Origin of the sequence: Actinomadura sp. NTSP31, from assembly GCF_041951385.1 — a bacterium.
Lineage (GTDB): Bacteria > Actinomycetota > Actinomycetes > Streptosporangiales > Streptosporangiaceae > Spirillospora > Spirillospora napierensis.
Genome location: NZ_JBGNUT010000020.1, coordinates 1 through 23,947 on the forward strand (window position 1 = coordinate 1; position 23,947 = coordinate 23,947).

At 71.8% G+C, this 23,947-nt stretch carries 24 protein-coding genes; 13 read left to right on the plus strand and 11 right to left on the minus strand.

Annotation, left to right across the window (positions count from 1 at the left end; genetic code table 11):
- Window positions 1–396 precede the first annotated feature (396 nt).
- Window positions 397–882: a pyridoxamine 5'-phosphate oxidase family protein gene (locus ACA514_RS29845; RefSeq protein ID WP_375044586.1), complete on the plus strand. Its 486-nt coding sequence runs from the start codon at window positions 397–399 to the stop codon at window positions 880–882.
- Window positions 883–1,224: 342 nt separating this feature from the next.
- Here ACA514_RS29845 and ppk2 read toward each other — a convergent pair whose 3' ends face one another.
- From ppk2 to ACA514_RS29860, 3 genes are all read right to left on the minus strand, one after another.
- Window positions 1,225–2,046: a polyphosphate kinase 2 gene (gene ppk2, locus ACA514_RS29850; protein ID WP_375044587.1), complete on the minus strand. Its 822-nt coding sequence runs from the start codon at window positions 2,044–2,046 to the stop codon at window positions 1,225–1,227.
- Between the two features lie 248 nt (window positions 2,047–2,294).
- Window positions 2,295–2,696 carry a hypothetical protein gene (locus ACA514_RS29855; RefSeq protein WP_375044588.1) on the minus strand — a complete coding sequence of 134 codons (402 nt, stop codon included), beginning with the start codon at window positions 2,694–2,696 and terminating at the stop codon, window positions 2,295–2,297.
- Between the two features lie 89 nt (window positions 2,697–2,785).
- Window positions 2,786–3,487, minus strand: a complete 702-nt coding sequence (locus tag ACA514_RS29860; protein ID WP_375044589.1) for a response regulator — start codon at window positions 3,485–3,487, stop codon at window positions 2,786–2,788.
- A 196-nt stretch (window positions 3,488–3,683) separates the two neighbouring features.
- On the opposite strand from ACA514_RS29860, the gene ACA514_RS29865 reads away from it, so the two are divergent.
- The 6 genes from ACA514_RS29865 to ACA514_RS29890 all read left to right on the plus strand — a co-directional run bounded on the left by ACA514_RS29865 (window position 3,684) and on the right by ACA514_RS29890 (window position 10,087).
- The gene (locus ACA514_RS29865; RefSeq protein ID WP_375044590.1) at window positions 3,684–4,691 is read left to right on the plus strand and encodes an Acg family FMN-binding oxidoreductase; all 1,008 of its coding nucleotides are present in this window, start codon (window positions 3,684–3,686) and stop codon (window positions 4,689–4,691) included.
- 28 nt (window positions 4,692–4,719) lie between these two features.
- Complete coding sequence (locus ACA514_RS29870; RefSeq protein WP_375044591.1) at window positions 4,720–6,438, plus strand: GAF domain-containing sensor histidine kinase; 1,719 nt, start codon at window positions 4,720–4,722, stop codon at window positions 6,436–6,438.
- Between the two features lie 249 nt (window positions 6,439–6,687).
- Window positions 6,688–7,257: a hypothetical protein gene (locus tag ACA514_RS29875; RefSeq protein ID WP_375044592.1), complete on the plus strand. Its 570-nt coding sequence runs from the start codon at window positions 6,688–6,690 to the stop codon at window positions 7,255–7,257.
- A 280-nt stretch (window positions 7,258–7,537) separates the two neighbouring features.
- Window positions 7,538–7,753 carry a hypothetical protein gene (locus ACA514_RS29880; RefSeq protein ID WP_375044593.1) on the plus strand — a complete coding sequence of 72 codons (216 nt, stop codon included), beginning with the start codon at window positions 7,538–7,540 and terminating at the stop codon, window positions 7,751–7,753.
- 40 nt (window positions 7,754–7,793) lie between these two features.
- The gene (locus ACA514_RS29885; protein ID WP_375044594.1) at window positions 7,794–9,098 is read left to right on the plus strand and encodes an MFS transporter; all 1,305 of its coding nucleotides are present in this window, start codon (window positions 7,794–7,796) and stop codon (window positions 9,096–9,098) included.
- Window positions 9,095–10,087, plus strand: a complete 993-nt coding sequence (locus tag ACA514_RS29890; protein WP_375044595.1) for a tetratricopeptide repeat protein — start codon at window positions 9,095–9,097, stop codon at window positions 10,085–10,087. Before ACA514_RS29885 ends, ACA514_RS29890 begins: the two co-directional genes overlap by 4 nt.
- Before the next feature lie 204 nt (window positions 10,088–10,291).
- On the opposite strand, the gene ACA514_RS29895 is transcribed toward ACA514_RS29890, so the two are convergent.
- The 3 genes from ACA514_RS29895 to ACA514_RS29905 all read right to left on the minus strand — a co-directional run bounded on the left by ACA514_RS29895 (window position 10,292) and on the right by ACA514_RS29905 (window position 11,510).
- Window positions 10,292–10,522 carry a hypothetical protein gene (locus tag ACA514_RS29895; RefSeq protein ID WP_375044596.1) on the minus strand — a complete coding sequence of 77 codons (231 nt, stop codon included), beginning with the start codon at window positions 10,520–10,522 and terminating at the stop codon, window positions 10,292–10,294.
- Between the two features lie 12 nt (window positions 10,523–10,534).
- Window positions 10,535–10,978 carry a universal stress protein gene (locus tag ACA514_RS29900; protein ID WP_375044597.1) on the minus strand — a complete coding sequence of 148 codons (444 nt, stop codon included), beginning with the start codon at window positions 10,976–10,978 and terminating at the stop codon, window positions 10,535–10,537.
- A 259-nt stretch (window positions 10,979–11,237) separates the two neighbouring features.
- Entirely contained in the window at window positions 11,238–11,510 is a 273-nt protein-coding gene (locus ACA514_RS29905; RefSeq protein ID WP_375044598.1) for a hypothetical protein, read from the minus strand.
- A 357-nt stretch (window positions 11,511–11,867) separates the two neighbouring features.
- On the opposite strand from ACA514_RS29905, the gene ACA514_RS29910 reads away from it, so the two are divergent.
- The 3 genes from ACA514_RS29910 (at window position 11,868) to ACA514_RS29920 (ending at window position 16,088) form a co-directional block, all read left to right on the plus strand.
- The gene (locus ACA514_RS29910; RefSeq protein ID WP_375044599.1) at window positions 11,868–12,257 is read left to right on the plus strand and encodes an SHOCT domain-containing protein; all 390 of its coding nucleotides are present in this window, start codon (window positions 11,868–11,870) and stop codon (window positions 12,255–12,257) included.
- Window positions 12,258–12,411: 154 nt separating this feature from the next.
- Window positions 12,412–13,353 carry a universal stress protein gene (locus tag ACA514_RS29915; protein ID WP_375044600.1) on the plus strand — a complete coding sequence of 314 codons (942 nt, stop codon included), beginning with the start codon at window positions 12,412–12,414 and terminating at the stop codon, window positions 13,351–13,353.
- 428 nt (window positions 13,354–13,781) lie between these two features.
- A complete protein-coding gene (locus ACA514_RS29920; RefSeq protein ID WP_375044601.1) occupies window positions 13,782–16,088 on the plus strand; it encodes a LuxR C-terminal-related transcriptional regulator in 2,307 nt (768 codons plus the stop codon).
- 18 nt (window positions 16,089–16,106) lie between these two features.
- Here the strand turns inward: ACA514_RS29920 and ACA514_RS29925 are convergent, their stop codons facing one another.
- From ACA514_RS29925 to ACA514_RS29935, 3 genes are read right to left on the minus strand one after another with little or no spacing between them, the layout of a single operon-like run.
- Window positions 16,107–18,395, minus strand: coding sequence for a LuxR C-terminal-related transcriptional regulator (locus tag ACA514_RS29925; RefSeq protein ID WP_375044602.1), 2,289 nt, complete (start codon window positions 18,393–18,395; stop codon window positions 16,107–16,109).
- 53 nt (window positions 18,396–18,448) lie between these two features.
- The gene (locus tag ACA514_RS29930) at window positions 18,449–18,679 is read right to left on the minus strand and encodes a hypothetical protein (protein WP_375044603.1); all 231 of its coding nucleotides are present in this window, start codon (window positions 18,677–18,679) and stop codon (window positions 18,449–18,451) included.
- Window positions 18,676–19,290, minus strand: a complete 615-nt coding sequence (locus ACA514_RS29935) for an HdeD family acid-resistance protein (protein ID WP_375044604.1) — start codon at window positions 19,288–19,290, stop codon at window positions 18,676–18,678. Before ACA514_RS29935 ends, ACA514_RS29930 begins: the two co-directional genes overlap by 4 nt.
- Before the next feature lie 270 nt (window positions 19,291–19,560).
- Between ACA514_RS29935 and ACA514_RS29940 the strand changes: the two genes are divergently transcribed.
- The gene (locus ACA514_RS29940; RefSeq protein WP_375044605.1) at window positions 19,561–19,998 is read left to right on the plus strand and encodes a hypothetical protein; all 438 of its coding nucleotides are present in this window, start codon (window positions 19,561–19,563) and stop codon (window positions 19,996–19,998) included.
- A 33-nt stretch (window positions 19,999–20,031) separates the two neighbouring features.
- The gene (locus tag ACA514_RS29945) at window positions 20,032–20,508 is read left to right on the plus strand and encodes a hypothetical protein (RefSeq protein WP_375044606.1); all 477 of its coding nucleotides are present in this window, start codon (window positions 20,032–20,034) and stop codon (window positions 20,506–20,508) included.
- On the opposite strand, the gene ACA514_RS29950 is transcribed toward ACA514_RS29945, so the two are convergent.
- Entirely contained in the window at window positions 20,486–21,931 is a 1,446-nt protein-coding gene (locus ACA514_RS29950) for a hypothetical protein (RefSeq protein ID WP_375044607.1), read from the minus strand. The two genes, ACA514_RS29945 and ACA514_RS29950, sit on opposite strands and share 23 nt — an antisense overlap.
- Complete coding sequence (locus ACA514_RS29955; RefSeq protein ID WP_375044608.1) at window positions 21,928–22,431, minus strand: DUF6069 family protein; 504 nt, start codon at window positions 22,429–22,431, stop codon at window positions 21,928–21,930. Before ACA514_RS29955 ends, ACA514_RS29950 begins: the two co-directional genes overlap by 4 nt.
- 119 nt (window positions 22,432–22,550) lie before the next feature.
- On the opposite strand from ACA514_RS29955, the gene ACA514_RS29960 reads away from it, so the two are divergent.
- Complete coding sequence (locus ACA514_RS29960) at window positions 22,551–23,885, plus strand: diacylglycerol/lipid kinase family protein (protein ID WP_375044609.1); 1,335 nt, start codon at window positions 22,551–22,553, stop codon at window positions 23,883–23,885.
- Window positions 23,886–23,947: the final 62 nt, after the last annotated feature.

Genomic DNA, 23,947 nt, shown 5'->3' on the forward strand with positions numbered 1-23,947 from the left:
TCGACGGCCACAAGCCGAGCAGCAAGTACGACACCGGCACCTCGGTCGGCCACCTCAAGGGCGTCAAGTACCAGGTCCTGTCCTGGGGCCACGGCGCCGGCAAGAAGGGCACCCCCAAGCCCCTCGGCTGATCCGGCCCATCCGGCTGGCCCCCACCGAGGCGCCCCCCCCGATCCCCCTGATCCCCCCGAACACGGACCCCGCTCCCGTCCCCGGACGAGAGCGGGGTCCGTCGCGTCCGGGGACGGGAACGCAGGCGGACGCGACAGGTGGACGTAAAACGGGGAAAGATCACTGTGACCGTGGTCGGGCGGTATGGCGCCTGTGCCGTCCAGGATGCTTGAGTCGGGACCTTGGGCCCTAACAGGGTGTACGCACGCCTTGCATGCTGGAGACATGGAGCTTGATCGCAGTGGGCTGGAGGTCCTCGCCCCCGAAGAATGCCGGGACCTGCTGCGGCATGCCGATGTCGGCCGGATCGTCTTCACCCACAATGCCCTGCCGGCGGTCCAACCGGTCAACTACGTCCTCGACGGCGACGACATCGTGTTCCGCACCTCGGGGAGTTCCCGGCTGGCCACCGCTGCGACCGGAACCATCGTCGCCTTCGAGATAGACACCTTCGACACCGACGCGCGGACGGGCTGGTCGGTGGTCGCCGTCGGTCCGGCTCGCCGCGTTTCCGCGCCTGGCGAGATCGCCGCGCTGGAGAAGGCCGAACTGCGGACATGGGCGCCGGGACAACGGGACCAGTTCGTCAGGATCCGTCCCGAGATGCTTTCCGGACGTCGCATACCGGATGGTCCTGGCGTTGCCGTGGAGGACGAGGCTCAGGCCGTCGACCTGTGCCGCGAGCGCGGCAAGGGCACTGTGCTTGGTTGACCGGGCGCGCTGTGCCCAGCGGACGGTAGTTGCATGAGACGCTGTCGCGGTCGTCGTGGGCCATCGCGGTCTCGGCGGGCCCGCCGGCCTCATGCTAGGTCCGTCAACCTGCAGTTGGCCGCGCGGCGCTTCGCTGCGGGTCATGTATGCCGGGCGCTTCTCACAGACCCCCGTTGAGGTGGGTTTCGCGGTCTTGGACGGCACCGTGGGCAGTCGTCGCCGACATGACCGGCGTGGCTACCTGGCCCGCCCCTACATCGTCTACCGCAGCCGCGACGTTCGGTTGGCGACGGGTCCCACCCCTGCGGGGATGGGAGCGGACGCCGTGACCGCTCCGGACGGTCAGCGCCCGGGCCCGAGGGTCGCGCAGTGGTCGGGGACCTGGGTCTGCATCTCGCGAGGCGGCCGCTCGTATCCCTTCGGGGCGGGCCGCGGAGGCAGTTCGAGCGGCGGGCGCTCCACCTCCGCGTAGGGAACGGTCGACAGCAGGTGGGCGATCATGTTGATCCGCGCCCGTCGCTTGTCCTCGCTCTCGACGACGTACCACGGTGCTTCGGGGATGTCGGTGTGGACGAACATCTCGTCCTTGGCCCGCGAGTAGTCCTCCCACCTCATGATCGACTCCAGGTCCATGGGGGAGAGTTTCCATCGCCGCATCGGGTCGTCGAGCCGGCTGCGGAAGCGTCGTTCCTGCTCGGCGTCGCTGACCGAGAACCAGTACTTGCGCAGCATGATGCCGTCCTCGACGAGGAGGCGCTCGAAGATCGGGCACTGGTGGAGGAAACGGGTGTACTCCTGCTGTGTGCAGAAGCCCATGACCCGCTCGACGCCCGCCCGGTTGTACCAGGACCGGTCGAACAGCACGAGCTCGCCGGCCGCGGGCAGATGCTCGACGTAGCGCTGGAAGTACCACTGCGTGCGTTCCCGGTCGGTCGGCGCGGGGAGCGCCACGATGCGGGCCACCCGGGGGTTGAGGTACTCGGAGACCCGCTTGATGGTGCTGCCCTTCCCGGCCGCGTCCCGGCCCTCGAAGACCACGACGACGCGGGCGCCTTCGGCGCGCACCCATTCCTGGAGCTTCACCAGCTCCGCCTGCAGGCGGAGGAGTTCCCGTTCGTACACCGCGCGGCGCAGCCGCTTGACCTTTCCCGGCGCCTTGCTCATAGCCGCCCTGCACGCCAGTCGAGCAGGTTGGGCAAGATGCGGGACTCGCGGCGCTCCAGCGCGAACATTGGTGCCTTCCTCGGACCGGGCCTGGGGCACCCGCCGATGGGAGAAGGGCCGCCTGGTCCGCTGCTCCGGGCTCGGTGCCCTGCCTCCCATCGGCGGGTGCCGATTACATCGTTTCTCCGCGGGCGTTCCGTTCCCAGGGCCATCGGTCACGTGACGCCGGGACCAAAGTCCCTCGAGGATCAGTTCACCTGGCGCCGGTCCAGGCGGGACCAGTCGGCGTCCCACATCCGTGCGCGGCGGCGCTCGCAACGCCGGCGGACCAGCAAGTAGACCGCCAGCGGCGGTGCTCCCGCGAAGCCCAACGCTGCGGCGCCGGCGAACGCGGTGGCGGTGACGATGGCGGCGCGGCTCTGCGGCCGCTGGGCGGGCTCTCCCGAGGCGTCCACCCAGACCCGTCGTACCGTGCCGGGGCTCATCGACTTCCTTGCCGGGACGGTTGTCCAGTGCGTCCGGCCGTCCGGGCTCGTCCAGGTCAGCACGGTGTGGAAGTAGCGCACTTGGCCGGTGCTCGCGGGCTCGGTGCGGGCGACGCGGGCGTCCACCAGACGATGCGTGGCCGTCTGCGCCGCCTCGGCCCTCATACCGGACCGGTAAGCCAGCGACACGCCGCGGCCCACCGCAGACAGAGGCGAAGGTCGGCGCAGCGACCGGCCTGATCACTCGTCGCTGATCACTCGGAGCGGCCGCGGTCCTTGGGAGCGTCGGCCTTGAGTTGCGCGGCGAGGGCGGCGGCCTGGGTGCGGCGGCTCATGCCGAGTTTGCTGAAGATGCTGGAGATGTAGTTCTTGACGGTCTTTTCCGCCAGGAAGAGGCGTTCGCCGATCTGCCGGTTGGTGAGGCCTTCGCCGATGAGTTCCAGGATGTGGCGTTCCTGTTCAGTGAGGCCTTTGAGGGGGTCCTTCTTCTCTTGGCGGGCGCGGATCCGCTGGAGCATGCGGGCGGTGCTGCGGGGGTCGAGGAGCGACTGGCCGGAGGCGACGGTGCGGACGGCGCCGACGAGGTCGGAGCCGTGGATCTGTTTGAGGACGTAGCCGGAGGCGCCGGCCATGACGGCTTCGAAGAGGGCGTCCTCGTCGTCGAAGGAGGTCAGCATCAGGCAGGCCAGGTCGGGCATCTGGGAGCGGATTTCGCGGCAGACGGTGACGCCGTCGCCGTCGGGGAGGCGGACGTCCAGGACGGCGACGTCGGGCCGGGCGGCGGGGATCCGTGCCAGGGCGTGTTGTGCGGTGCCGGCTTCGCCGACGATCTCGATGTCGTCCTCGGCGGACAGCAGGGCGGCGACGCCGCGGCGGACGACCTCGTGATCGTCCATCAGGAACACCCGGATCGTCTTCGTGTCCTGCGGAGCGTTCTGATCGTCCGGCCCGTTCATAGTGATCGTTCCCTTGAGTCAGTGGTGATGGCACGGACGCTACCCGGCGCGCGGGGCCTCTCACAGGCGCCGGAAGTCCCTCGATCCCCGGGACGAACGTCCCATCGAGCAGATGCGGTCTTGTCGCGGACCTTCGGCCCTTTCGGCGGGTGAGGCCGGGTGATGGGCTGGAAGTAGAGAGCGGAAGGAGCGATCGATGCATACCAGCGACAGCGCCGCGATCGGGCGTGACGTCCTCCGCGGCGCAGTGGAGGACGCGATCCGGGCACCGTCGGTGCACAACACCCAGCCATGGCGCTTCAGCGCGCGCGGGTCGCGGATCAGCCTGCGCGCCGACCCCGATCGCCGCCTGGACGTCGCCGACCCGCAGGGCAGGGAAATGCTGATCAGCTGCGGGGCGGCCCTGTACAACCTGCGGCTGTCACTGCGGAAGCGCGGCTACGAACCGGACGTGCGGCTGCTGCCCGACGTGGATCGCCCGAACCTGCTGGCCGATGTCGAGGTGGAACCCGATCGGGAGCCGGTCACCAGGGAGATCGACGGAGAGTACGCCCAGATCGAGCGGCGGCACAGCCACCGCGGCGGATTCCGGCCGGGCCCGGTGCCGCCCGGTCTGCCGGCGGCCCTGAGGCTCGCGGCCGAGCAGGAAGGAGCTCGGGTCGTCCAGGCCGTCGACGTCCATGTCAAGGGCGCGCTGGCCGCGCTGACCGACGCGGCCGAGCACGTCCAGCGCCGCACGTCCGCCTACTCGACGGAGATCGCCCGCTGGGCGCCGTCGCCGACCACGGCGCGTAAGGACGGCGTGCAGCCCGTCTCCTATCCGAGGCGGACCCCCAGGACCGAACCGCACTTCCCACCGCGAGACTTCGCCCGCGGACAGGGGTGGGGCGTCGAGCCCGCAGACGACGACGGGATCGCTCTCACGGGCATCGCCGTGCTGCTCGTCACGGCCGAGGACACTCCGGCCGCGTGGCTGCACGCGGGCCAGGCGCTGGAGCGCATGCTATTGCGCGCCGCCCAGGACGATTTGTCTGCCGCATTCCACACGCAGGCAATGCAGGTTCCCGAGCTGCGGGCGTTCATCCGCACGCATTTCTGCGGCGACGCCCACCCGCAAATGCTCCTGCGGATCGGAGTGCCGGCGGGGGAGGAGTTGGCGACCGTGCGGCGGCCGGTCGAGGACGTCATGCTCGAGGAGCCCTGATCGGGATGGGATCGGCGATACTGGGGGCGTGACCGATGAGCCCGGGGCGGGCGAGGACAAGGCACGGCTGATTCTTCCTCAATTGCAGTTGGACGATCTCCTGGCCGAACTCCAGACCAGGCTGGCGGCGGCGCGGTCGACCCGTGACCGGGTGCACGCCCTGCTGGAGGCCGTGGTCTCCATCGGCGGCGAGCTGGACCTGGAGACGGTGCTGAGGCGCATCACCGAAGCCGCCACCACGCTCGTCGACGCCCGCTACGGTGCGCTCGGTGTGATCGACGAAGAGGGAGAGCACCTCGTCCAGTTCGTCACCGTCGGGGTCACCGAGGACGAGATCGCGGCGATCGGCCACTGGCCGCACGGCCTCGGCATCCTGGGGCTGCTGATCAAGGAGCCGCAGTCGCTGCGGCTGCCGGACCTGCCCGAGCACGCCGAGTCGTACGGTTTCCCGGCCAACCATCCGCCGATGCGCACGTTCCTGGGCGTCCCCATCCGGGTCAGGGACGAGGTCTTCGGCAACCTCTACCTGACGGAGAAGGCCGGCGGCGGTCACTTCGAGGAGGAGGACGAGGTCGTCGTCACCGCGCTGGCGACGGCCGCGGGTGTGGCGATCGAGAACGCCCGGCTGTATCAGGAGGCCAGACGGCGGGAGCGCTGGCTGGAGGCTTCCGCGGAGATCACCACGGCGTTGCTGTCGGGGACCGATCCGCACCAGGTCACCGCCGTGGTCGCCGAGCGGGCGCGCGAGATCGCCGACGCGGAACTGGCCACCGTCGCGTTGGTCGACGAGGCGGGCGGTGAGTTCGTGGTGGAGGCCGCCGACGGCACCGAGGCCGATCGGATGCGCGGGTTGCGGATCCCCGGGGACCATTCGATCGCCGGGAACGTCTTCGGGAAGGGGACGACGCTGCGCCTGACCGACGGTGCCGCGGCGGTCAGCGAGGCCGGCACGCCGGTCGACTTGGAGATCGGTCCGCTCCTGGTGGTGCCGCTGGGCGTGGGCTCCTCGGCCCGCGGTCTCCTCTCGGTCGTCAACGGACCCGGCGGACCGGCCTTCTCCGAGGGGACGCAGCGGCTGCTGGAGGCGTTCGCCGGGCAGGCGGCGGTGGCCCTGGAATTGGCCGACCGGCGCCGCGACGCCGAACGGCTGGCGCTGCTGGAGGACCGCGACCGGATCGCCAAGGACCTGCACGACACCGTCATCCAGCGGCTGTTCGCGACCGCGATGACGCTGATGGCCGCCATCAAGATCACCCAGAAGCGGGAGGTCGCGGTCCGGGTCCAGCGCGCCGTGGACGACCTCGACGACACCATCCGCCAGATCCGCTCGTCGATCTTCGCGCTGCAGGCGGCGGGCGACGAGGAGTCCCTGCGCGGCCGCGTCCACGCCCTCGTCGAAAACGCCGCCGAGCAACTGGGGTTCTCCCCGTCGGTGAGGCTCGACGGCCTGCTCGACATCTCCGTCGACGATGAGACCGGCGAGCACTTGCTGGCGATCGTGCGCGAGGCGCTGTCGAACGTGGCGCGGCACGCCCGGGCCAGTGAAGCGGCCGTCGTCATCGATGTCGGCGACGAGTTGACGGTGCGCGTCGAGGACGACGGTGTGGGCATTCCCGAGGGCGGCCGCCGTAGCGGCCTTCGCAACATGAGCGAACGCGCCGAGACCTGCGGCGGCTCCTTCGATATCAAGCGGCGGCCGGGTGGCGGCACGATCCTGGTCTGGCGCGTGCCGCTCAAGGACGGATGACCGTTCACGGTCCGATTGTCGCCGGGTCCAGATCCGCTCACTATTTCCCTCCCGAGTCCTTCCTGGCGAGGTTAAGACACCAGGGACGTCCCGACTGAGAACAGTCGGTCTGCAAGCACGGGAAAACGGCTGGGTAACGGGACGTAGGTCCCGTCCATCATGACCCGAACGGACCTACAGCACGCGCTGCCCATGAAGTTGAATTCGAGGTGGCAAAAGAAAAGGCGATGCGATGGAAGGTGAGACACGATGGCGGTCTCCGAGCACAAGATGACCACCCGGCACGGACACCGCGCGCTGGTGCGGGTGGTGGCCCCCAAACCGCTGACCGAGTCGCCCGCCGCCCGGTACATGTGGGCGGCCGCGCGGCTGGCGCTGGGGTGGGTGTTCCTGTGGGCGTTCCTGGACAAGCTGTTCGGGCTGGGGCACGAGACCCCCGCCGCCAAGGCGTGGACCAAGGGCGGTAGCCCCACCGAAGGATTCCTGAAGTTCTCGCCGAAGGGCCCGTTCGCCGGGTTCTACCACGACATCGCCGGCGCGGCCTGGGCCGACTGGCTGTTCATGATCGGTCTCGGCGGCGTCGGCGCCGCCCTGATCCTGGGCGTCGGCATGCGGATCGCGGCGGCCGGCGGCGCGGCGCTGCTGGTCATGATGTGGTCGGCGACCCTGCCGCCGGCCAACAACCTCTTCATGGACGACCACCTGATCTACGCGATCCTGATCATCGGCCTGGCCCTGGTCAGCGCCGGCGACACCCTCGGCCTCGGCCGCTGGTGGGCCAAGATGCCCCTGGTCCAGCGCCTTCCGATTCTCAAGTGACCCGATAGACGAAGACACCCGAGAGGCGCTCACTTCGGTGAGCGCCTATTCGGCGTGCGGCAGCGGGACACAGGCGCATCGCATGTCACGGAAACGCGCCCCTCGGGCCCCGCGGTGGCCGCGAAAGACGGGAGTGCCCGGGCCGGTGGGGCGGCGCCCCCGAATGTCGGATTCGGGACCTCTGGTGAAAGTAGCGGGACCTTGGCCTCTCCCCTCATTCATCTCCGAGAGTGATTCTGGTTTCAAGACACCGATCAGAAACCGGAAAGGGGGCCGCGAAATGACTGCTACGGAACGGCGTTCCCGCGGAATCTCGCTGAACCACAACGAGACCGTGGTGGCGGCGAAGCGCAGGGGTATCTCGGTGAACCACAACGAGACCGTCGTCGGGGCGAAGCGCAGGGGTATCTCGGTGAACCACAACGAGACCGTCGTCGGGGCGAAGTGCAAGGGCATCTCGATCAACCACAACGAGATCCTGGTCGCGCGGCGGTAGGAACGGCCCGTCTCGGGCTGGGGGATCCGAAAGGTCGGTCATGAACATGTCGGCGAAGCGGCTCGTCCGTGGCGCTGCGGGTGGCACCTTCCGGATCCCTCGGTTCGTCCCCGACCTGCCGCGGCAGGTCTGGGTGGTGCTCGCCGCGGACGCGGCCTCGGCCGCGGGCAGTGGTCTCACCCTTCCCTTCCTCCTGGTCTACCTGCACACGGTGCGCGGTCTCGACGTGCGCTGGGCGGGCCTCGCGGTGTCCGCGGTGGCCTTCGCCGGCCTTCTGGGCAACCCGGCCGGCGGTCAGCTGGCGGACCGCGCGGGGGCCCGCAACGCCCTGGTGGCCGGTCTGGTGGTCGCGGCCGTGGGATCGGCCGCGCTGGTCGGCGCCGGGTCGGTGCCCGCGGCGTTCGTCGCGTGCGGGCTGCTCGGTCTGGGCGCGGCGATCATCTGGCCGGCGCAGGACGCGCTGCTCGGCTCGCTGGCCGGTCCGGCACAGCGATCGACGGTCTTCGCGGTGCGCCACGCGACCATGAACTTCGGGCTCGCGATGGGCGCGGCCGCGTCCGGGCTGCTGGCCGACCTGTCCTCGGCGGCGAGCTTCCAGCGCCTGTACCTCCTGGACGCGCTGAGCTTCCTGCTCCTGATCCCGGTGCTGATGCTGTGCCGGGGCCTCGGCCGCAGGCCGCCCGCGGACGACGGCGCGGCCGACGACGGCCCGCGCGGATTCCGGCACGCCATCGCCGACAAGCCGTTCCGCTGGATCTGGGTCTGGCTGTCGCTGGCCGTGGCCGCCGGCGCCGCGCAGTTCCACGCCGCTTTTCCCGCGTACGCCACCGGCGAGGGCGGCCTCACCGCGGGCGGGCTCGGCATCGTCTACGCGGCGAACTGCGTCACCGTGCTGGCCGTCCAATTGCCCGTCCTGAAGGTCATGGCCGGACGGCGGCGGACCCACGGCATGGCGCTGGTCTGCCTCTGCTGGGCGGTGTCCTGGGGACTGACCCTCTTGGCCGATGGCCGCCTCATCGTTTTCGCGTTGGCGATGGTCGTCTTCGCGGTCGGCGAGACGTTCCTGGCGCCGACCGTGGCGCCGCTGGTGAACGACCTGGCCCCGGCGCATTCCCGGGGCCGGTACAACGGCCTGCACGCGCTGGCGTACACCACCGGCTTCATTGTCGGCCCGGCGGCGTGCGGCCTGGCCTTCGCCGGCGGCGCCGCGGCGGCGTTCCTCGGCGGATGCGTCGCGGTGCTCGCCGTGGCGGCCGCGCTGACCAGGCGCGTCGAGCGTCTTCTGCCCGCGGGCCTCGATCTCGGACGGCCCGGCACCGCCCGACCGGAAGAGGGAGCGGCATGAAACGGCCGGACGCCGTTGCGGACGAGGTCAGGTCGCTGTTCGCGGCCGGCCGGGCGTTCGAGGAGTCAGGCGATCAAGACGCCGCCGAGGTGCCCTACCAGCGGATCCTGGGGCTGGCCGGCGACGCGGCCGGGGCGCGGGCGGACGCATGGCGGGCCGATGCCCTCCACGCGCTGGGCAAGCTGGCACGCCTCCGGGGCGGCTACGGCGAGGCCGCGTCGCTGCTCCGGCGCGGCATCCGGCACGCCGAGCAGGCGTACGGACCGGACGCTGCCGAGACCGCCTACCTGCTGAACGAGCTTGCCGTCACCTTCAAGTACGCGGGTCGGTTCGAGGAGGCGTCCCGGCTCTACCTGGACGCCCTGGCCATCATCGAGCGGACGGGCGGATCCGACCCGAACGACGTCGCCGGCCTCTGCCACAACCTCGGCGGCCTCGAACACGCCCGAGGGAACTACGCCGAGGCGGCCGGGCATGCCCGGCGTTCGGTCGAGCTGCGCATCCGCGCGCTGGGCGACGGCCATGTCGACGTGGCCGCGGACCGGGCCGCGCTCGCGGCGATCCTCGACGCCCTCGGAGAGGACGCCGAGGCCGAAGCGCTGCTCACGGACGCCCTGGACGTCTTCACCCGCGCCCTCGGACCCGATCACCTCGAGGTGGCGATCACCCAGGGCAACCTGGCGGCCCTGCTCCACCGGCGTGGGGAGACGGCCCGGGCCGAGAGGCTGTACCGCAGGTCCCTGGTGCTTCGGGAGAGGACCCAGGGACCCGGGCACCCGGACCTCGCGACCGTCCTGCACAACCTCGCGCGGCTGTGCGAAGACCGTGGCGACGCCGTGGCGGCCGAGCCGCTCTACCGGCGTGCCATTGGCATCCTCGGACCCGAGGTTGCGGCTGATCACCCAGTTCTGCGGTCCTGCCGGGACGGGCTGGCGGCGCTGTCCCTCGAACCCCCGCGCGCAGACGGCAGGGATGCGGGCACCGGCTGATGAACCGTTCGGCGACGATCGTGCGAGGTCCATCGGTCGGTCAGCACGTCCCCACGGCCTTAAAAGGATTCGGCCTGCTCGGAGCCGTCGTCCCAGCCGGACCTCTCACGCTCTCGGATAGGCGGTCGGGCGGGTGTCGTCGCGCTCGTAGGCGAGGTCGCTGACGACGTCCACGACGCCTTCGGCCGCTGCGGTGGAACACGCTTAGCAGGTCGCGCTGGGCGACGATGCCGCACAGGCTCCGCTCGCGTCGACGGCGGGCGAGGTCATCAGGCCGCCGGCGTCGATCGCGAGGGCCTTGCTGAGTGCGTGGTGCCGGCGGCGGCCCCACAGCGGGCGTTCTCCGGCGTCGTCGGGCTTGAACTCCTCCTTGCGGAGCGGGTCGGCTTCGGTGACGATTCCGGCGAGGCGTCCGTCGTCGTCGAGGACGGGCACGGCGCTGAAGGGCTACGAGGTTTCCTGGGACGCGGCGGTCTGGTCGGCGCAGATGACCACCGGGCAGCGCGCCAGCTCGCGGGCGACGGGCACGGTGTCGCCGCCGAAGGGGTTGCCGTGCTCGGAGTTCACCCGCGCGCCGATCACCAGCAGCTCGGCGTGCTCGGCGGCCTTGGCCAGAACCTCGCCGGGCCTGCCATGAGCGATCTTGAGGCGGGTCGTGAGGTGCTGGGTGCGGGGGACGGCGTGGGCGACCAGGTCGCGCAGCCGCAGCCACTCCTTGGCGGTGCGCAGCGGGCGGGGCATGGCGTCGGCGCCGGGGTTCACCACCCGGATGACGTCCAGGCGCGCGCGCCGCTCCACGGCCTCCCGGGCGGCGCGGCGGAGCGCGGCCAGGGAGTTGGGGGATCCGTCCACGCCGACCACGACGGCGCGGTGTTCGAGCAGGATCTGCATTGATGACCTCCCTCGGTCGCTTCCAGCGTCGCAACCGGCCGGCCGGGAGATCAGTGCCGAGCGTCCCGTACGTCCGGGACCTTCGACCCGCTCGAATCAGTGTCCGCTTACGGGGGGCGCTGGCATCGGGAGGCGCGTCATTTCGCCCGCCGCGCATGGGCGGACGGCATCGCCGAAGACCTGCGGGGCGGTGAACGTATGAACGGCCCCGTTCCGCGACCAAATCTGGTCACATGGTCGCGGAGCGGGGGCAGTTCATTCACGTGGGTCGGCCCTGGTGGACGGGGGCGTTCTGCCAGGCCGCGACGCCTGCTGTGGTGGCGGCCCTGGCCTGGGACAGCTTCTGCATGGCGAGTTCGCGGGGCGGCACGTCCATCTGCTGGACCCACCGCCGGGTGCCCGCGAGCAGCGCCGAGCCGCTGAGCGCGACGCCGGTCAGGCTGAGGAGCGTCCCCGCTCCGATGAAGGCGGCACCGGCGAGAAGCGAGCCCGTGTTCAACTGGCGCGGCGGCGTGACGGTCTGATCGGTCATCTCGCGGTCTCCTCATCCGGACGGTCGTCGGCGGCCTCGGGCCGCAGTACTTCGGTGCGATCAGCATGGGGCCGGGTGATGGGCGGGCCATCACCCGGCCAGGGTGATTGCCCGCGCTGGTCCGGTGGCAGCCGAGCATGCTCTGGCGCCCGAGCCGGCGACCACGCGCCCTGGCCTCTCCATGGGACGTTGCTCGCCCGCTGCGGGTGATGACGTCCATGCCGGGCGGGACGAACCTGTCTCCAGATCAGTCCACTGGAGCCTGCGTCATGGTCGGTGGCACATGACTGCGCGGCGGCTCCCAGCCGACACCACCACGCGGCCGCCACATCCCTCACGACCGACAGGAGATCGACCATGGACGACTACCCTCTGCTGGGCGTGTTCTGGACCACGATGTGGTTCTTCCTCTGGATTCTCTGGTTCGCGCTGCTGTTCCGCGTCATCGCCGACCTCTTCCGTGACGACTCGCTGAGCGGCGGGGCCAAGGCCGGCTGGTCCGTCCTCGTCATCGTCCTGCCGTTCATCGGGGTCTTCGCGTACCTGGCCGTGCGAGGCGGCGGGATGGGCGACAGGGAGACCAACTGGCACCGGCGGCGCGGGATGGACCATCGGCACAACATGCTCCCTGGCAGCGTGCCCGCCGGTCAGGCCGGCGCACTGGAGCGGCTCGTCGACCTCAAGAACCATGGCGACCTCAGTGCCGACGAGTACGAGCGCGCGAAGGCCAAGGTTCTGGCCGGTTGAGTGGAACGCCTCCGGCGCGGTGTGAATCCCTCCGCCGCGCCGGACGGGACGTATACGAAACTTGACCGACCTTGTCAAGGGGCACTCCGCCGACGGCTCCGAGCCGGCCCGCATCCGGGATCGCATACTGGACGAGGCTGACACTGGAGCTCCCATGGCTTGGTACTCGCATGTGGTCGTCGGATACGACGGGTTACGCGAGGGGGAAAGGGCACTGCGCTGGTCGGTGGACGAGGCGCGGCGCCGGCGCATCGGGCTGACGGTCTGCCACGCGTGGTCCTGGCCGTATCTGGAGCGCGAGGTCGACCCTTCCGCGAAGCGGGTCATCAGGACGCTGGCGGAGAGGGTGCTCGAGCACGGAGTCGGCCTCGCCAGTGGGCTCGCGCCCAGGACCGCGGTCACCGGCCGGCTCGTGGAAGGGCCGGTGGCCTCGGTGCTTCTGCACGAGAGCGCGCGTGCCGAGCTGGTCGTGCTGGGCGCGAACGGCCATGACGAGATGCCGCTGGGGGCCACGGCGTCCCGGGTGGCGGCCCGCGCGCCCTGCCCGGTGATCGTCGTACGGGATGTGGGCCCGGGGGACGGGCGGATCGTCGTCGGGTACGCCGACGCGGTGTCCTGCAGCAGGGTCCTCGCGTTCGGCTTCGCCGAGGCGGCGCTGCAGGGCTGGCGGGTTCACCTGGTGCACGGTTACGGAGCGGAACGGGCGCCGCCCGGCGCCGGGAGCGGCGGGCGGGCGGACATGGCGGAGCTCGGGCGGGCGGCGGGCGCCAGGCTCGAACGCTTGATCGCGCCGCACAGGGCCAGGCACCCGAACGTCGACGCACGGATTTCGATCACTCCCGAGCCACCGCGCCGCGCGCTCGCCGGAGCGGCGGCGGGAGCCCAGATGCTCGCGATGGGGGACCGGGTGGCGGAGGGGGACCCGCCGCTCCTGCTGGGCTCGACCAGCCAGGCGATGCTCCTGTACGCGCCGTGCCCCGTCGCGATCGTGCACCGGAACGGGGATTCGCTCACCCGGGTGAGGCCGCCTCACCCGGGTGAGGCGGCCACAGGGGTGGTTGTCGGGTCACCCCACGGAGAGGGACACCTTACCTAAGGCCCTCCCCCTTCGGACGGAGCCCGACGATGATGACTGTTCAGCCTGTCGAGGACATCGCACGACCACCTGGTGCGGCCGCCCACGCGGCCGTGCCGATGGGCACGGAGGACTACAAGGCGACGCTCCCGTTCATGTCCGAGCGTGTCGTGGTCCGGGCCCGGTTGCTGGAGCATCTGAGGAAGGGCGTTCGCGGTCCGCTCACGGTGGTCACCGGTCCACCGGGAGCGGGAAAGACCATCGCCGTCGCGTCCTGGGCGGCCCTGGAACCGCGAGCGGCGGGACCCGTCCTCTGGATTTCCGGGGAACGGCCTGTGCACACGATCGAAGGGTTCTGCGCACGCCTTGCCGGGAGTCTGTCCGAGTCAGGGGTCGCGGGGTGGACGGGGCTCTCCCGGAGCGGCGATGACGATGATGTTCTGACGGAGGTGGCGGCGCATCTGGCCGGATTGGGCACCCGGGTGGTGCTGGTGCTGGACGACTTCCCGCCGGAGCCGGACTCGGTGCCGGCCGACTGTGTCGTCCAGCTGATGGCGTACGCGGGGCCGGCCCTCCACATCGTCATCATGTGCCGGAGCGATCCGCCGCTCCCGCTGCGCCGGTACTCGCTGGCCGGTCGGGTCACCCAGATCCGCGCCGGCGATCTGGCGTTCGGCGAGCCGGAGATCGCGGCCGTTCTCGCCCAGCACGGCGTGCGGCTCAGCGCGTCCGCACTGCGGGCGCTCGGCGCGAGGACGGAAGGGTGGGCGGCGGGCGTGCGCCTCGCCGCGATGTCGATGGAGGCTCATCCCGATCCCGAGGCGTTCGTCGAGCAGTTCGCCGGCGACGACCAGGCGGTGGTCGGCTACCTGCTGGAGGAGGTGCTCGACGCGCAACCGCCGGCCGTCAGGCGCCTGCTGCTGGCCACGAGCGTCGTGGACGGCGTCAACGCCGAGCTGGCGGCGGAACTGGCGGGTCCCGGAGCCGCCGTGGCCTTCGCCGCGATGACGGAGCGGAACTCGTTCGTCGAGCCGCTCGGCCATGGCTGGTATCGGTACCACGCGATGTTCCGCGAGGCGTTGCGTCTCGTCCTTCGTCATGAGACGCCTGGGGAGGAAGCCGTCCTGAACCGCCGGGCGGCCTCCTGGTTCGACCGCGCGGGCCGGCTGACCGAGGCCGTCCAGCAGGCCGCGTGCGCGGGGGACTGGCGGTACGCGGCCTGGCTGGTCGTCGACCGGCTCGCCGTCGGGCGGGTGCTCGGCTTCCGCGTGGCCGACCCGCTCGCCGAGGTCTTCCGCGACATGCCGGGCGAGCCCGCCTTCTCCGGCTCGGAGCCGGAGCCGGCCATCGTGGCGGCCGCCGTGGCGGTGTCCCGTGGCGACGAACGGGCCTGTGCCGTCGCCCTCCAGCACGCCGAGCGTCTTCTCGGGCGTCTTCCGATCGGGCAGGCGCCCGCGGCGCGGCTCTGCGCCAGCGCGGTCCGTTTCGCCCGGGACCGGTCCCTCGACTCCATCGCGGCCGAGGGGCCGGCCGTTGAGGCCCGGGGCCGCCCGCTCAGATTCCCGGAACGGCTGCTGGGCGAGAATCCGGGCCTGCGGTCGCTGCTCACCTCGGTGCAGGCGGCCGCCGTCCTGCGGGACGGCCGGCTGGACGAGGCGGCCGGGCTCTTCGAGGTGGCCGTGGAGGCCGCGACGCAGGCGGGCGGTGACTTCCAGCGCCGGTCCTCCCTCGGATACCTGGCGCTCGTCGAGGTCCTGCTCGGCAGGGTGACTCGTGCCGCGGAGCTCACCGGCCGTGCCGCCCGGCTGCCAGAGGTGTCGACGTCTCCGCCCGGCAGGCGGTCGGCGGCCGCGCACCTGGCGAGCGCCGCCGTGGAACTCGAACGCTGCGAGCCTGCCGCGGCATGTGAGGAGCTGGGCAAGGCGGAGTCGGCGCTCCTCGACTGCCCCGACGCGTTCCTGTCCGTCGTGCATCGCCTCTTCGCCGCCCGCGCGGAGGTCGCGCGAGGACGGCCCGCACGTGCCCTCGAGGTGCTCGGCGTGATCGGCCGGGAGCCGCGGCGGGTGCCCTGGCTCGATCGCAGGCTGCGCCTGGTGGCCGTGCAGGCCCACGCGGCCCGCGGAGCGGTGGACGAGGCCCGGGCCGCCGCGGTGCTGGCCGGCGGCGCGGGCATGCCCGGTTCGGCCGTGGCGTTGGCGCGCGCGGAGATGTGCGGTGGCGAGCACGGGGCCGCGGCCGACCTGGTGCGGCAGGTCCTGGCCGGACCGCCGGCCGTGCCGGCCGACGTCCGCGTCGAGGCCTGGCTCCTGGACGCGTGTCTCGCCTACGGCGGACAGGAATCGCCGCGTGGCCGCCGCTCCCTCGACCGCGCGTTCCGGCTCGCCGATCGCGAGCAGATCCGGCTCCCGTTCGCGCTGGCCAGGGAATGGCTGGGTCCCGTACTGCGACATGATCCGGAACTGGGACGGCCGTACCAGCGGCTGCTCGGCCCGCTCGGCATGGGCGTCCGGGCACCTCGGTCCCCGGGCGGACCGGAGCGGGAGAAGACGGCCGCCGTCGAGAGCCTGAGCCCGCGGGAACTCGATGTCCTGCTGCGGCTGGCCCGGATGCTGACCACCGAGGAGATCGCCGCGGATCTGTGCCTGTCGATCAACACGGTCAAGACGCACCTCAAGAGCATCTATCGGAAGCTCGGGGTGACGAGGAGGGGAGAGGCGGTGCGGCGCGCCCGGACGCTCGCGTTGCTGCGCGACTGAGCCGTCCCGGCGGGCCGGTCAGAGGATTCCGACGTCCTGAGCGCGCCGCAGTGCCTCGTCCCGGGAGGAGACTTCGAGTTTGCGGTAGATCGCACGGGCGTGCGTCTTGACGGTGTTCTGGGTGACGAACAGCTCGGCGCCCACCTCGCGCAACGACATCTCGCTGCGCAGCAGGCGCAGGACGGCGAACTCGCGGTCGGTCAGCGGCTCCAGCTGCACGGTCGCCTTGGCCAGGGTGTTCAGCTGCCGCTGGAGCTGCGCATGGCGGACCCGCAGGCGGCCGGAGTCGGCCGGCAGCGAGGCCAGCAGCTCCGCGGCCTCCTCGGCCAGCGCCCGGGCCTCGGCGGTCTCCCCGAGGTCGAGCTGCACGCTGATGAGCAGGTGCAGGTTCTCCAGCGTGGGCCACGTGGCGAACCGCGGGGAACTTCTGCGGGCCTCCTGGACGCGTTCCAGGAGGGCCCGCGCCTCGGCGGTATGGCCGTGCCGCGTGAGCGAGGCGCCCATCGCCATGCGGGCGATGTCCATCTGGGCGGAGCCGGTGAGCTCGTGCGTTTCGGCGAGTGCGAGCGAAGCGGCGGCGAGTTCGGCCGCCTGCGTTTCCCGTCCGAGTTCGGCCGTCGTGAGGGAGAGGACCGCGAGCGCCTGCACCTTGGTGGCCGGGAAGGCGGCGATGTTCTCCGCGGCGTCCCTCAGCGGCGTGATGGCGGCCGAGTACTCGCCGGCGAGATAGTGGGCGCAGCCCAGGCTGCAGCGCGCCATGGCGTACCAGCGGGACGCGGGGTCGCTCTCGAGGGCGACGGCGGTGCGCGCCGACGCGATCATGTCGTGGACGCCTCCGGTCCCCATGATGCTCTCCAGCAACGCCGCCGACGACTCCAGGGAGGCCGCGCCGTCGGGCAGGGGCCCGGTGTGCCCGAGCCAGCGGGCCGTATCCAGCCAGCGCCGGCCGGACGCCTCGTCCCCGGACAGGGCCGTGATCCAGGCCGCGCACACGGCGGCCACCGGGTCGCGATCGAAGCGGCGGATGTCCACCGACGCCACCCAGCTCGCGATCGTCGCCAGCTGTGCCGTGCCGGATAGCGCGAAGAACGGCCAGTTGCGGGCGATGAGGCGGATGGCGTGGTCGGGATCGTCCGCGCCCAGGGCGTGCCGTACGGCATCGCCGATCCGGCCGTGCCGCTCAAGCCAGGAGCCGGCACGCTCGTGCAGCACGGTGACCATTTCCGGTTCGTGCGCGAGCAGCAGCCGGTGCAGGGCGCCCCGGAAGAGCGGGTGGTATCTGTACCAGTTCCGCTCTTCGTCGAGCGGTATGACGAACAGGTTGGACTGTGCCAGCCCGGCGACGATGGCACCGGAGTTCTGGCTGTGGGCCACCGCGGCGCACAGCGGAGCGGTGAAGGCCGTCAGGATGGACGTCCTGGCGAGGAAGCTGTACATCTCGTCCTGGAAGGGTGCGAACACCTCCTCCGAGAAGTAGTCCACGACGTGCCGGTTGGCGCCGTCGAAATCGCGGACGAACGCCGCCGGATCCGGGTGCTCCCGCATGCCCAGCGCGGCGAGGTGGACGCCTGCCGCCCACCCCTCGGTCCGCTCCACGAGGCCGTCGAGCTCGGCCTTGGACAACTGGACATTGCTCAACCGGCGGACGAACCGGTCCGTCTCCTCGGTGGTGAAGCTCAGCTGCCGGGCGCCCAGCTCCAGGACGTCACCGGACGCCCGGAACCGCGCCAGCGGCAGCTGCGGCTCCGCGCGGCTCAGGATGGCGAGCTGGACGTTGGCCGGCAGCCAGTCGATGAAGGACTCGAGCTGCCGGCGGCAGTCGGCGTTCTGAACGCGGTGGCAGTTGTCGAGGACGAGCACCACGCGGCCGTCGTGCCTGACGAGACGGTTGACGATCTCCAGCGGGAACGCGTCGCCGAAGGCCGACGGCTCGTCCGCGAACCCCTGGATCACGCCGGCCGCATCCGGCATGGCCCCGGCGTCCTCCAGGGCTCTGAGGATCGAGGTCCAGAGGATCGCGGGAACGTTGTCGCCGCGGTCCAGGGAGACCCAGGCGAACGCCCGGGTCTCGGCGGGGTCCGTGCGCCACTGCGCCGCGAGCGTCGACTTGCCGTAGCCCGCGGGTGCGGCGATGACGAACAGCCTTTCGGTTCGCGCGTTCGTCAGCGAACGCACCAGCGCCGACCGGCTGATCCACTCGTCGCGCGGCTCGGGAGCGCGCAGCTTCGTGACGGCGATGCCGTCGACCGTGGACGGAACCTCCGCGGCGGAACTCCGCCGCCGTCTGATCCGATGATTTCGCGGCATGGCCGGCGCCCCTTGTCACCCCCTGGCGATTCTCCGTCCGGGATCTTCCCTCGTCAACGTGTGTTCGGATCGGGAAGCCGGCGCACCTCGATGAGGTCCAGCCCCAGGGCGTGGACCTGCTCCAACACGCCGTACAGGGCCGCCTGGTCCAGATCCGGCCCCCACACCACGGTTTCGACCGGTTTGACGGTGACGTTGAGGCCCGCGAAGGCGCCCTGCAGCGAGCCGCGGAGCCGGCCCTTGATCCTGATCTCATAGCCGCAGCGCGGCTCGGGGCCGGTCACCGGCCCGGGCTGGCCTGCCGCCGGACCGCGTGCCGGATCCACAGCGCGACCCCGGCGGTCAGCAGGCCCCAGGTGATGAGCCACAGACCGAGCAGCCAGGTCAGCGCGGTGAGGGTGATCTCGGGGTACAGCAGCATGACCAGTCCCGCGGCGATCGACAGGCCGCCGGCGGCCGCCTGCGGGCCGCGTCCCCGCAGGCCCCGGTCGCTCACCGCGGTGACGAGTTCGACGATGCCGGCGATCAGCCAGAACAGGCCGAACAGCAGGGCCAGGGCCGTGACGGTCTGGAACTGGTGGCGCAGGACGATCACGCCGACGGCGATGGAGAACACGCCGAGCAGGGTGAACAGGACGCGGGCGGAAGTCCCCTCCCCCGCGGTGACGGCCAGGACGATCCGGTACACGCCGTGGCCTATCAACTTCAGGCCGAACAGGATGGCCACGACCTTGATGGTGGCGTCCGGCCACGCCACGATGGCGAGCCCGAGCCCCAGAGAGGCGAGCCCGGCGGCGACGGCGAATCCCCACGCGTTCGCCCCCAGCCGCATCATGAGCTTGTCGTCGGGTGGGGCCACCTGACCGGCTGCCTGCGGAGATGTCGCTGAGGTCATGGACCCTCCTCGGTCTTGCCCGTGCCCCGCAGGGGGCCGGGCAAATGGTCACCGCGCCGTGCGCGGTGCGGCGTCAAGCGCACCGCGGCCGAGCTGCCGACGCATCCTCCGTGGCGGGTGAGCGGCCCCCGGTTCAGCCGGGCCGGGCCCTCCGAGCGGCCTGGCCCACCTGTGCGCGCGTCTCATCCGCTGCGGGTGATACGGGCTGCGCCTCCACGGCCGACGGTGTTCTCGACCGAGTCGATTCATTCCGTGGCAGGAGGACCAGAAATGGCAGAAGGAGCGCACCCCCGGGGACGCGGCACCGGCGAGCCGGTGAGCGAATGGGCCGTAGGGCTCACCCTGTTCGCCGGATGCGTGATGATGCTGGTCGGGCTTTTCGGAGCGATCGCGGGGCTCTCCGCCATCCTCAAGGACCAGTTCTACGTCGTCCACGCCGACTACGTGTTCAAGTTCGACGTCACGGCCTGGGGCTGGATCCACCTGGCGGTGGGGATCGTGGTCGGGGTGGCCGGATTCTTCGTGCTCGCGGGGCGGACATGGGCCCGCGCGCTGGGCATCTTCCTGGCCGTGCTGAACGCCATCGCGAACTTCATGTTCATCCCCTACTACCCCGTCTGGTCCCTGCTGATCATCGCGCTGGACGTCGCGACGATCTGGGCCCTGGCCGTGTACTCCAAGCGGTCCGCGGACACCGCCTCGGACTGACCGATGACGGCGGACGGAGGCCGGGAGGCCGGCGTGTCCCCTCGCGCGGACTTCGCGGGCGCGGTGTACGGCTCGCTGCTGGCGGCCTCCGTCGTCGCCGGCACCAGCCCGCGCGAGGACCCGGTCCCGGCCTCCTCACTCGCGATCCTCCTGCTGGCCACCGGGCTGGTGTTCTGGCTAGCGCACGCCTACGCCCGCCTCGCGGGCGAACGTTCGCCCGGAACGGCGGTGGACTGGCCCGCCGTGAGATCGGTGGCCGCCGCCGAGCGGCCGCTCGCCGAGGCGGCGCTTCCCCCGGCCGCGGTGGCGGTCGCCGGCCGGCTGGCGGGGCTGGATGACGCGACGACCGCCTGGCTGGCGCTCCTGGTGGCGTTGGGCGGCCAGGTGGGCTGGGCGCTGGCGGCCTCCTACCAGGCCGGGGCCCCGCGGCGGCGGATGCTCCTGGCGGGGCTGGTCAACCTCTTCCTCGGCCTGGTCATCGTCGCCCTCAAAGTCCTGCTGGCCCACTGACGGATCCGCCCTCGGCGCGGCCCCATCGGGCGAGCAGCGTGACCAGCCCTTCGAAGCCGGCCAGCAGGACCGCGATGGCGAGGAGCGCCGTCCAGGAGGAGAACAGCAGGGCGACGATCGCGGCCGCCACGGCTCCGCCGAGCCGCAGCGGGTCGAGGTGGCGCGCCGTCCACCGGCGGAGTTCGTCGCTCGTGCCGACGTCGCGTGCCGTCCGCACGCCCTTGCGCCCGTACTCGACGGACGCGCGCCGCAGGGCGACGGGCAGCCGTCCGGGGCCCACGAGGTAGGCAAGGGCGGCGATGACGATTCCGAGCCAGAGCAGCTGGTCGCCGCGCACCCGCAGGGTGGTGAACACCTCGTGCATCGCCACCGAGGCGGCCTGGCGGTACAGCCCCTCCGGCACGTGGGCGAGCAGCTGGTCCCGGACCGCCCGGAGCACGGCCGACAGCACCACCACCGACAGCGCCAGCCCCACACCGAACTGCAGGAGCGTCCGGCGGCGGTGCGGGGCGATCGCCAGGGCCGTCGCCAGGAGCAGCAGGGTCCCGGTGATCAGGAGGGCCACGGAGCGCTTGAAGACCAGCACCGCCTGCTGCAGCTCGCCGAGCGTGTCGCGGTTGTACAGCTTGATCTGGGCGAAGTCGGCGGGCAGCGCGACGCCCAGCGCGGTCTCGACGCGTTGCCGCAGGCCGGGAGGGACCTCGCCGGACGTCAGGGCGGGGAGGTCGAGTCGCTTGCCGAACATGGTGGGCAGCCGGCTCTCGAGGGCGACCAGGATGTTGTTGACGATGGGCAGCAGGTTCAGCGTCACGGTCCCGCCGCTGACCGACACGGTCTCACTGCGTTTCTCCAGGATCGCCACGATGGTGGCATGGGCCTGGCGATCGGCGTCGTCCCAGAGCGCCCGGAACTGCGCGGTCGCCATGAACTTCTGGATCGTGTCCCGCACGTAGCTCTGCACGGCGTCGGTCGTCGGACCTGCCAGGAAGCCGGCCTTCGGCGGCAGCGCCTGGGAGATCCGCTGCTGGACGTTGAGTTCGCGGAAGACCTGGTCGGTGAGATAGGTCGCCATTGCCGCATTGACCTCCGGGTGCTCGGGCAGCGGCCCCACGGTGGCGACCCAGCGGTCCGTGTTGAGCGTGGTGCGCGCGCCCCAGACGCCGACGACGGAGACGACGGCGCCGATGGCCGCCAGGGCGACCAGCACCGTGGCGATCGCCTGCCGTACGTTCAGCAGGGCCGGCCGGGCCCGGTGCCGGGCCGGCGGCGCCCCGGCGAGACGGGCGCGCAACTCCGTCACCTCCGCGCGCAGCCGCTTCAGTTCGGCGGCGTCCGCGGTGGCCGTGCCCGCGGTCTCGGCGAGGGCCGGTGCCGGCGCGCGCGTGCCGGGAACTCCGTCCGCCCGGTGGCCGGCGTCGCTCACCGCGGTCCCCGCACCTCGGGACGGGCGGGCGCGGACCGGAGGCTCGCCGCGGCGACCTGGGGCAGCAGCGCGACGTAGACCATGCCGACCACGAAGTTGATCAAAGCGGTGGCGACCTTGACCGACAGGGTCGTGCCGGCGGCGAAGGGCAGCACGGTGATCATCAAGGTGGCCAGGCCCGCGATCCAGGAGTAGAAGCTCAGCGGGGCCGGGGCCATCAGGATGAGCAGGTGGAGCAGCAGCGTGGCGAGGATCCCGCCGACGCCCGCCATCACCATGTAGGCGGCCGTGGTCGAGTCGCCGAACGTCCCCTGCGACTTCGGGGCCATGATCGGAATGTCGAGGACGCCCCGCATGATGAGGACGCCCGCGGCGGCGAACAGCGCGGCCACCACCGCGGTGGCGATCCCCCCTCCCCAGAGGCGGCCCATGTTGATCGCGGGAGTGTTCTCGTCCCGCTCTGTCGGCGGAAGGCCGCCGCGGTAGACCGGACCTGCCATCATCGGCTCCTCAGCGTGGTCGCGTACGACTCCTCCCTGGACCATCCCGGTGCGCGAACCGGGCGGCATCACCCTCGCAAGGTGATGTGCGCCCGGGACGCACCCGGTGGGATGGGGCCGTGTCGGACCTGACGAACGCGGCCAGCGGGCGCGGCCAAGGCCGGATCGCGCGCCTCTCGCTCGCGGCCGGGGCCGCGGCCGTGCTGAGCCTCCTGCTGTCCGCCGGTTTCGCGGGCATCGCCCTGCTGGCCGCCGGCGCCGCCGGACTGGCCACCGCCGCGGCGGCGATCTGGTGGGCGCTGACCCACCGGGGCGTGGTCCGCGTGCTCGCCGTCGCGCTCGCCCTTGCCGCGCCCATCGCCGTCCTGGCGTTCTATGTCGCGGTGGGCCTGCTCTGGGCGGTGCTGCTGTTCCTCGCCCTGTGGATGCCGGCGATGCTGACCGGGAGGGCCGCACTCCGATGGCGGGACCGGCCGTCCGGCCCCGCGGAGTATCCCGCCCCGCCTCCCGAGCACCCCTTCCTGATCATGAATCCGCGCTCGGGCGGCGGGAAGGTGGAGCGGTTCCGGCTGGCGGGGAGGGCCCGCGAGCTGGGCGCGGACGTCGTCGTCCTCGATCCCGCCCATCACCAGGACGTCGCCGAGCTGGCGCGCCTGGCCGTGGCGGACGGCGCGGACCTGCTCGGGGTGGCGGGCGGCGACGGCACGCAGGCGCTGGTGGCGGGCGTCGCCGCGCGGCACGGCGTACCGTTCATGGTCATCTCCGCCGGGACCCGCAACCACTTCGCGCTGGACCTCGGCCTCGACCGGGACGACCCGTCCCGCTGCCTCGACGCCCTCACCGACGGGGTCGAACTCCGCGTCGACCTCGGCTTCATCGGCGACCGCGTCTTCGTCAACAACGCCTCCTTCGGCGCCTACGCGGCCGTCGTCCAGAGCCCCGCCTACCGCGCCGACAAGATGCGCACCACGCTGGAGATGCTCCCGGAACTGCTGGCCCACCACCGCGGCCCGCGGCTGACCGTCCACACCGGGAACGTCGTCATCTCCGCCCCCCAGGCCGTTCTCGTGAGCAACAACCCCTACCAGGGAGGCGACCCCGCCGGCCTCGGGCGCCGTGAGCGGCTGGACACCGGCGCCCTGGGGGTCCTGGGCGTCACCGTCGACAACGCCGTCCAGGCCGCGGGAATGCTCCGCGGCCGCCGGGGCGCCGGCCTCACCGCGATGACGGCCGCCGAGGTCGTCGTCCGGGCCGACGCCCAGGAGGTCCCGGTCGGCGTGGACGGCGAGGCGCTCACCCTGCCGAGCCCGGTCATCTGCACGATCCGGCCCGGTGCCCTGCGGGTGCGCGTCCCGCGCCACCGCCGTACCGCGCCCCGGGCGAAGCCGCCTCTCGACCTGCGCGGGCTGTTCCGGCTGGCGTTCGCCCGAGGGGGAATCACCCGCGGGGGATGACCCGCGCGGGCGGCCCGCCGGCGGACGCTGGGCGGAAGCGTCCGCGGCACCCTCGAAGGGAA

Excerpts from the sequence above, each read along its gene's own strand:
- ACA514_RS29845 (WP_375044586.1), top strand. The coding sequence starts at position 397 with ATGGAGCTTGATCGCAGTGGGCTGGAGGTCCTCGCCCCCGAAGAATGC.
- ppk2 (WP_375044587.1), bottom strand. The coding sequence starts at position 2,046 with ATGAGCAAGGCGCCGGGAAAGGTCAAGCGGCTGCGCCGCGCGGTGTAC.
- ACA514_RS29855 (WP_375044588.1), bottom strand. The coding sequence starts at position 2,696 with ATGAGGGCCGAGGCGGCGCAGACGGCCACGCATCGTCTGGTGGACGCC.
- ACA514_RS29860 (WP_375044589.1), bottom strand. The coding sequence starts at position 3,487 with ATGAACGGGCCGGACGATCAGAACGCTCCGCAGGACACGAAGACGATC.
- ACA514_RS29865 (WP_375044590.1), top strand. The coding sequence starts at position 3,684 with ATGCATACCAGCGACAGCGCCGCGATCGGGCGTGACGTCCTCCGCGGC.
- ACA514_RS29875 (WP_375044592.1), top strand. The coding sequence starts at position 6,688 with ATGGCGGTCTCCGAGCACAAGATGACCACCCGGCACGGACACCGCGCG.
- ACA514_RS29880 (WP_375044593.1), top strand. The coding sequence starts at position 7,538 with ATGACTGCTACGGAACGGCGTTCCCGCGGAATCTCGCTGAACCACAAC.
- ACA514_RS29885 (WP_375044594.1), top strand. The coding sequence starts at position 7,794 with ATGAACATGTCGGCGAAGCGGCTCGTCCGTGGCGCTGCGGGTGGCACC.
- ACA514_RS29890 (WP_375044595.1), top strand. The coding sequence starts at position 9,095 with ATGAAACGGCCGGACGCCGTTGCGGACGAGGTCAGGTCGCTGTTCGCG.
- ACA514_RS29900 (WP_375044597.1), bottom strand. The coding sequence starts at position 10,978 with ATGCAGATCCTGCTCGAACACCGCGCCGTCGTGGTCGGCGTGGACGGA.
- ACA514_RS29905 (WP_375044598.1), bottom strand. The coding sequence starts at position 11,510 with ATGACCGATCAGACCGTCACGCCGCCGCGCCAGTTGAACACGGGCTCG.
- ACA514_RS29910 (WP_375044599.1), top strand. The coding sequence starts at position 11,868 with ATGGACGACTACCCTCTGCTGGGCGTGTTCTGGACCACGATGTGGTTC.
- ACA514_RS29915 (WP_375044600.1), top strand. The coding sequence starts at position 12,412 with ATGGCTTGGTACTCGCATGTGGTCGTCGGATACGACGGGTTACGCGAG.
- ACA514_RS29925 (WP_375044602.1), bottom strand. The coding sequence starts at position 18,395 with ATGCCGCGAAATCATCGGATCAGACGGCGGCGGAGTTCCGCCGCGGAG.
- ACA514_RS29935 (WP_375044604.1), bottom strand. The coding sequence starts at position 19,290 with ATGACCTCAGCGACATCTCCGCAGGCAGCCGGTCAGGTGGCCCCACCC.
- ACA514_RS29940 (WP_375044605.1), top strand. The coding sequence starts at position 19,561 with ATGGCAGAAGGAGCGCACCCCCGGGGACGCGGCACCGGCGAGCCGGTG.
- ACA514_RS29955 (WP_375044608.1), bottom strand. The coding sequence starts at position 22,431 with ATGGCAGGTCCGGTCTACCGCGGCGGCCTTCCGCCGACAGAGCGGGAC.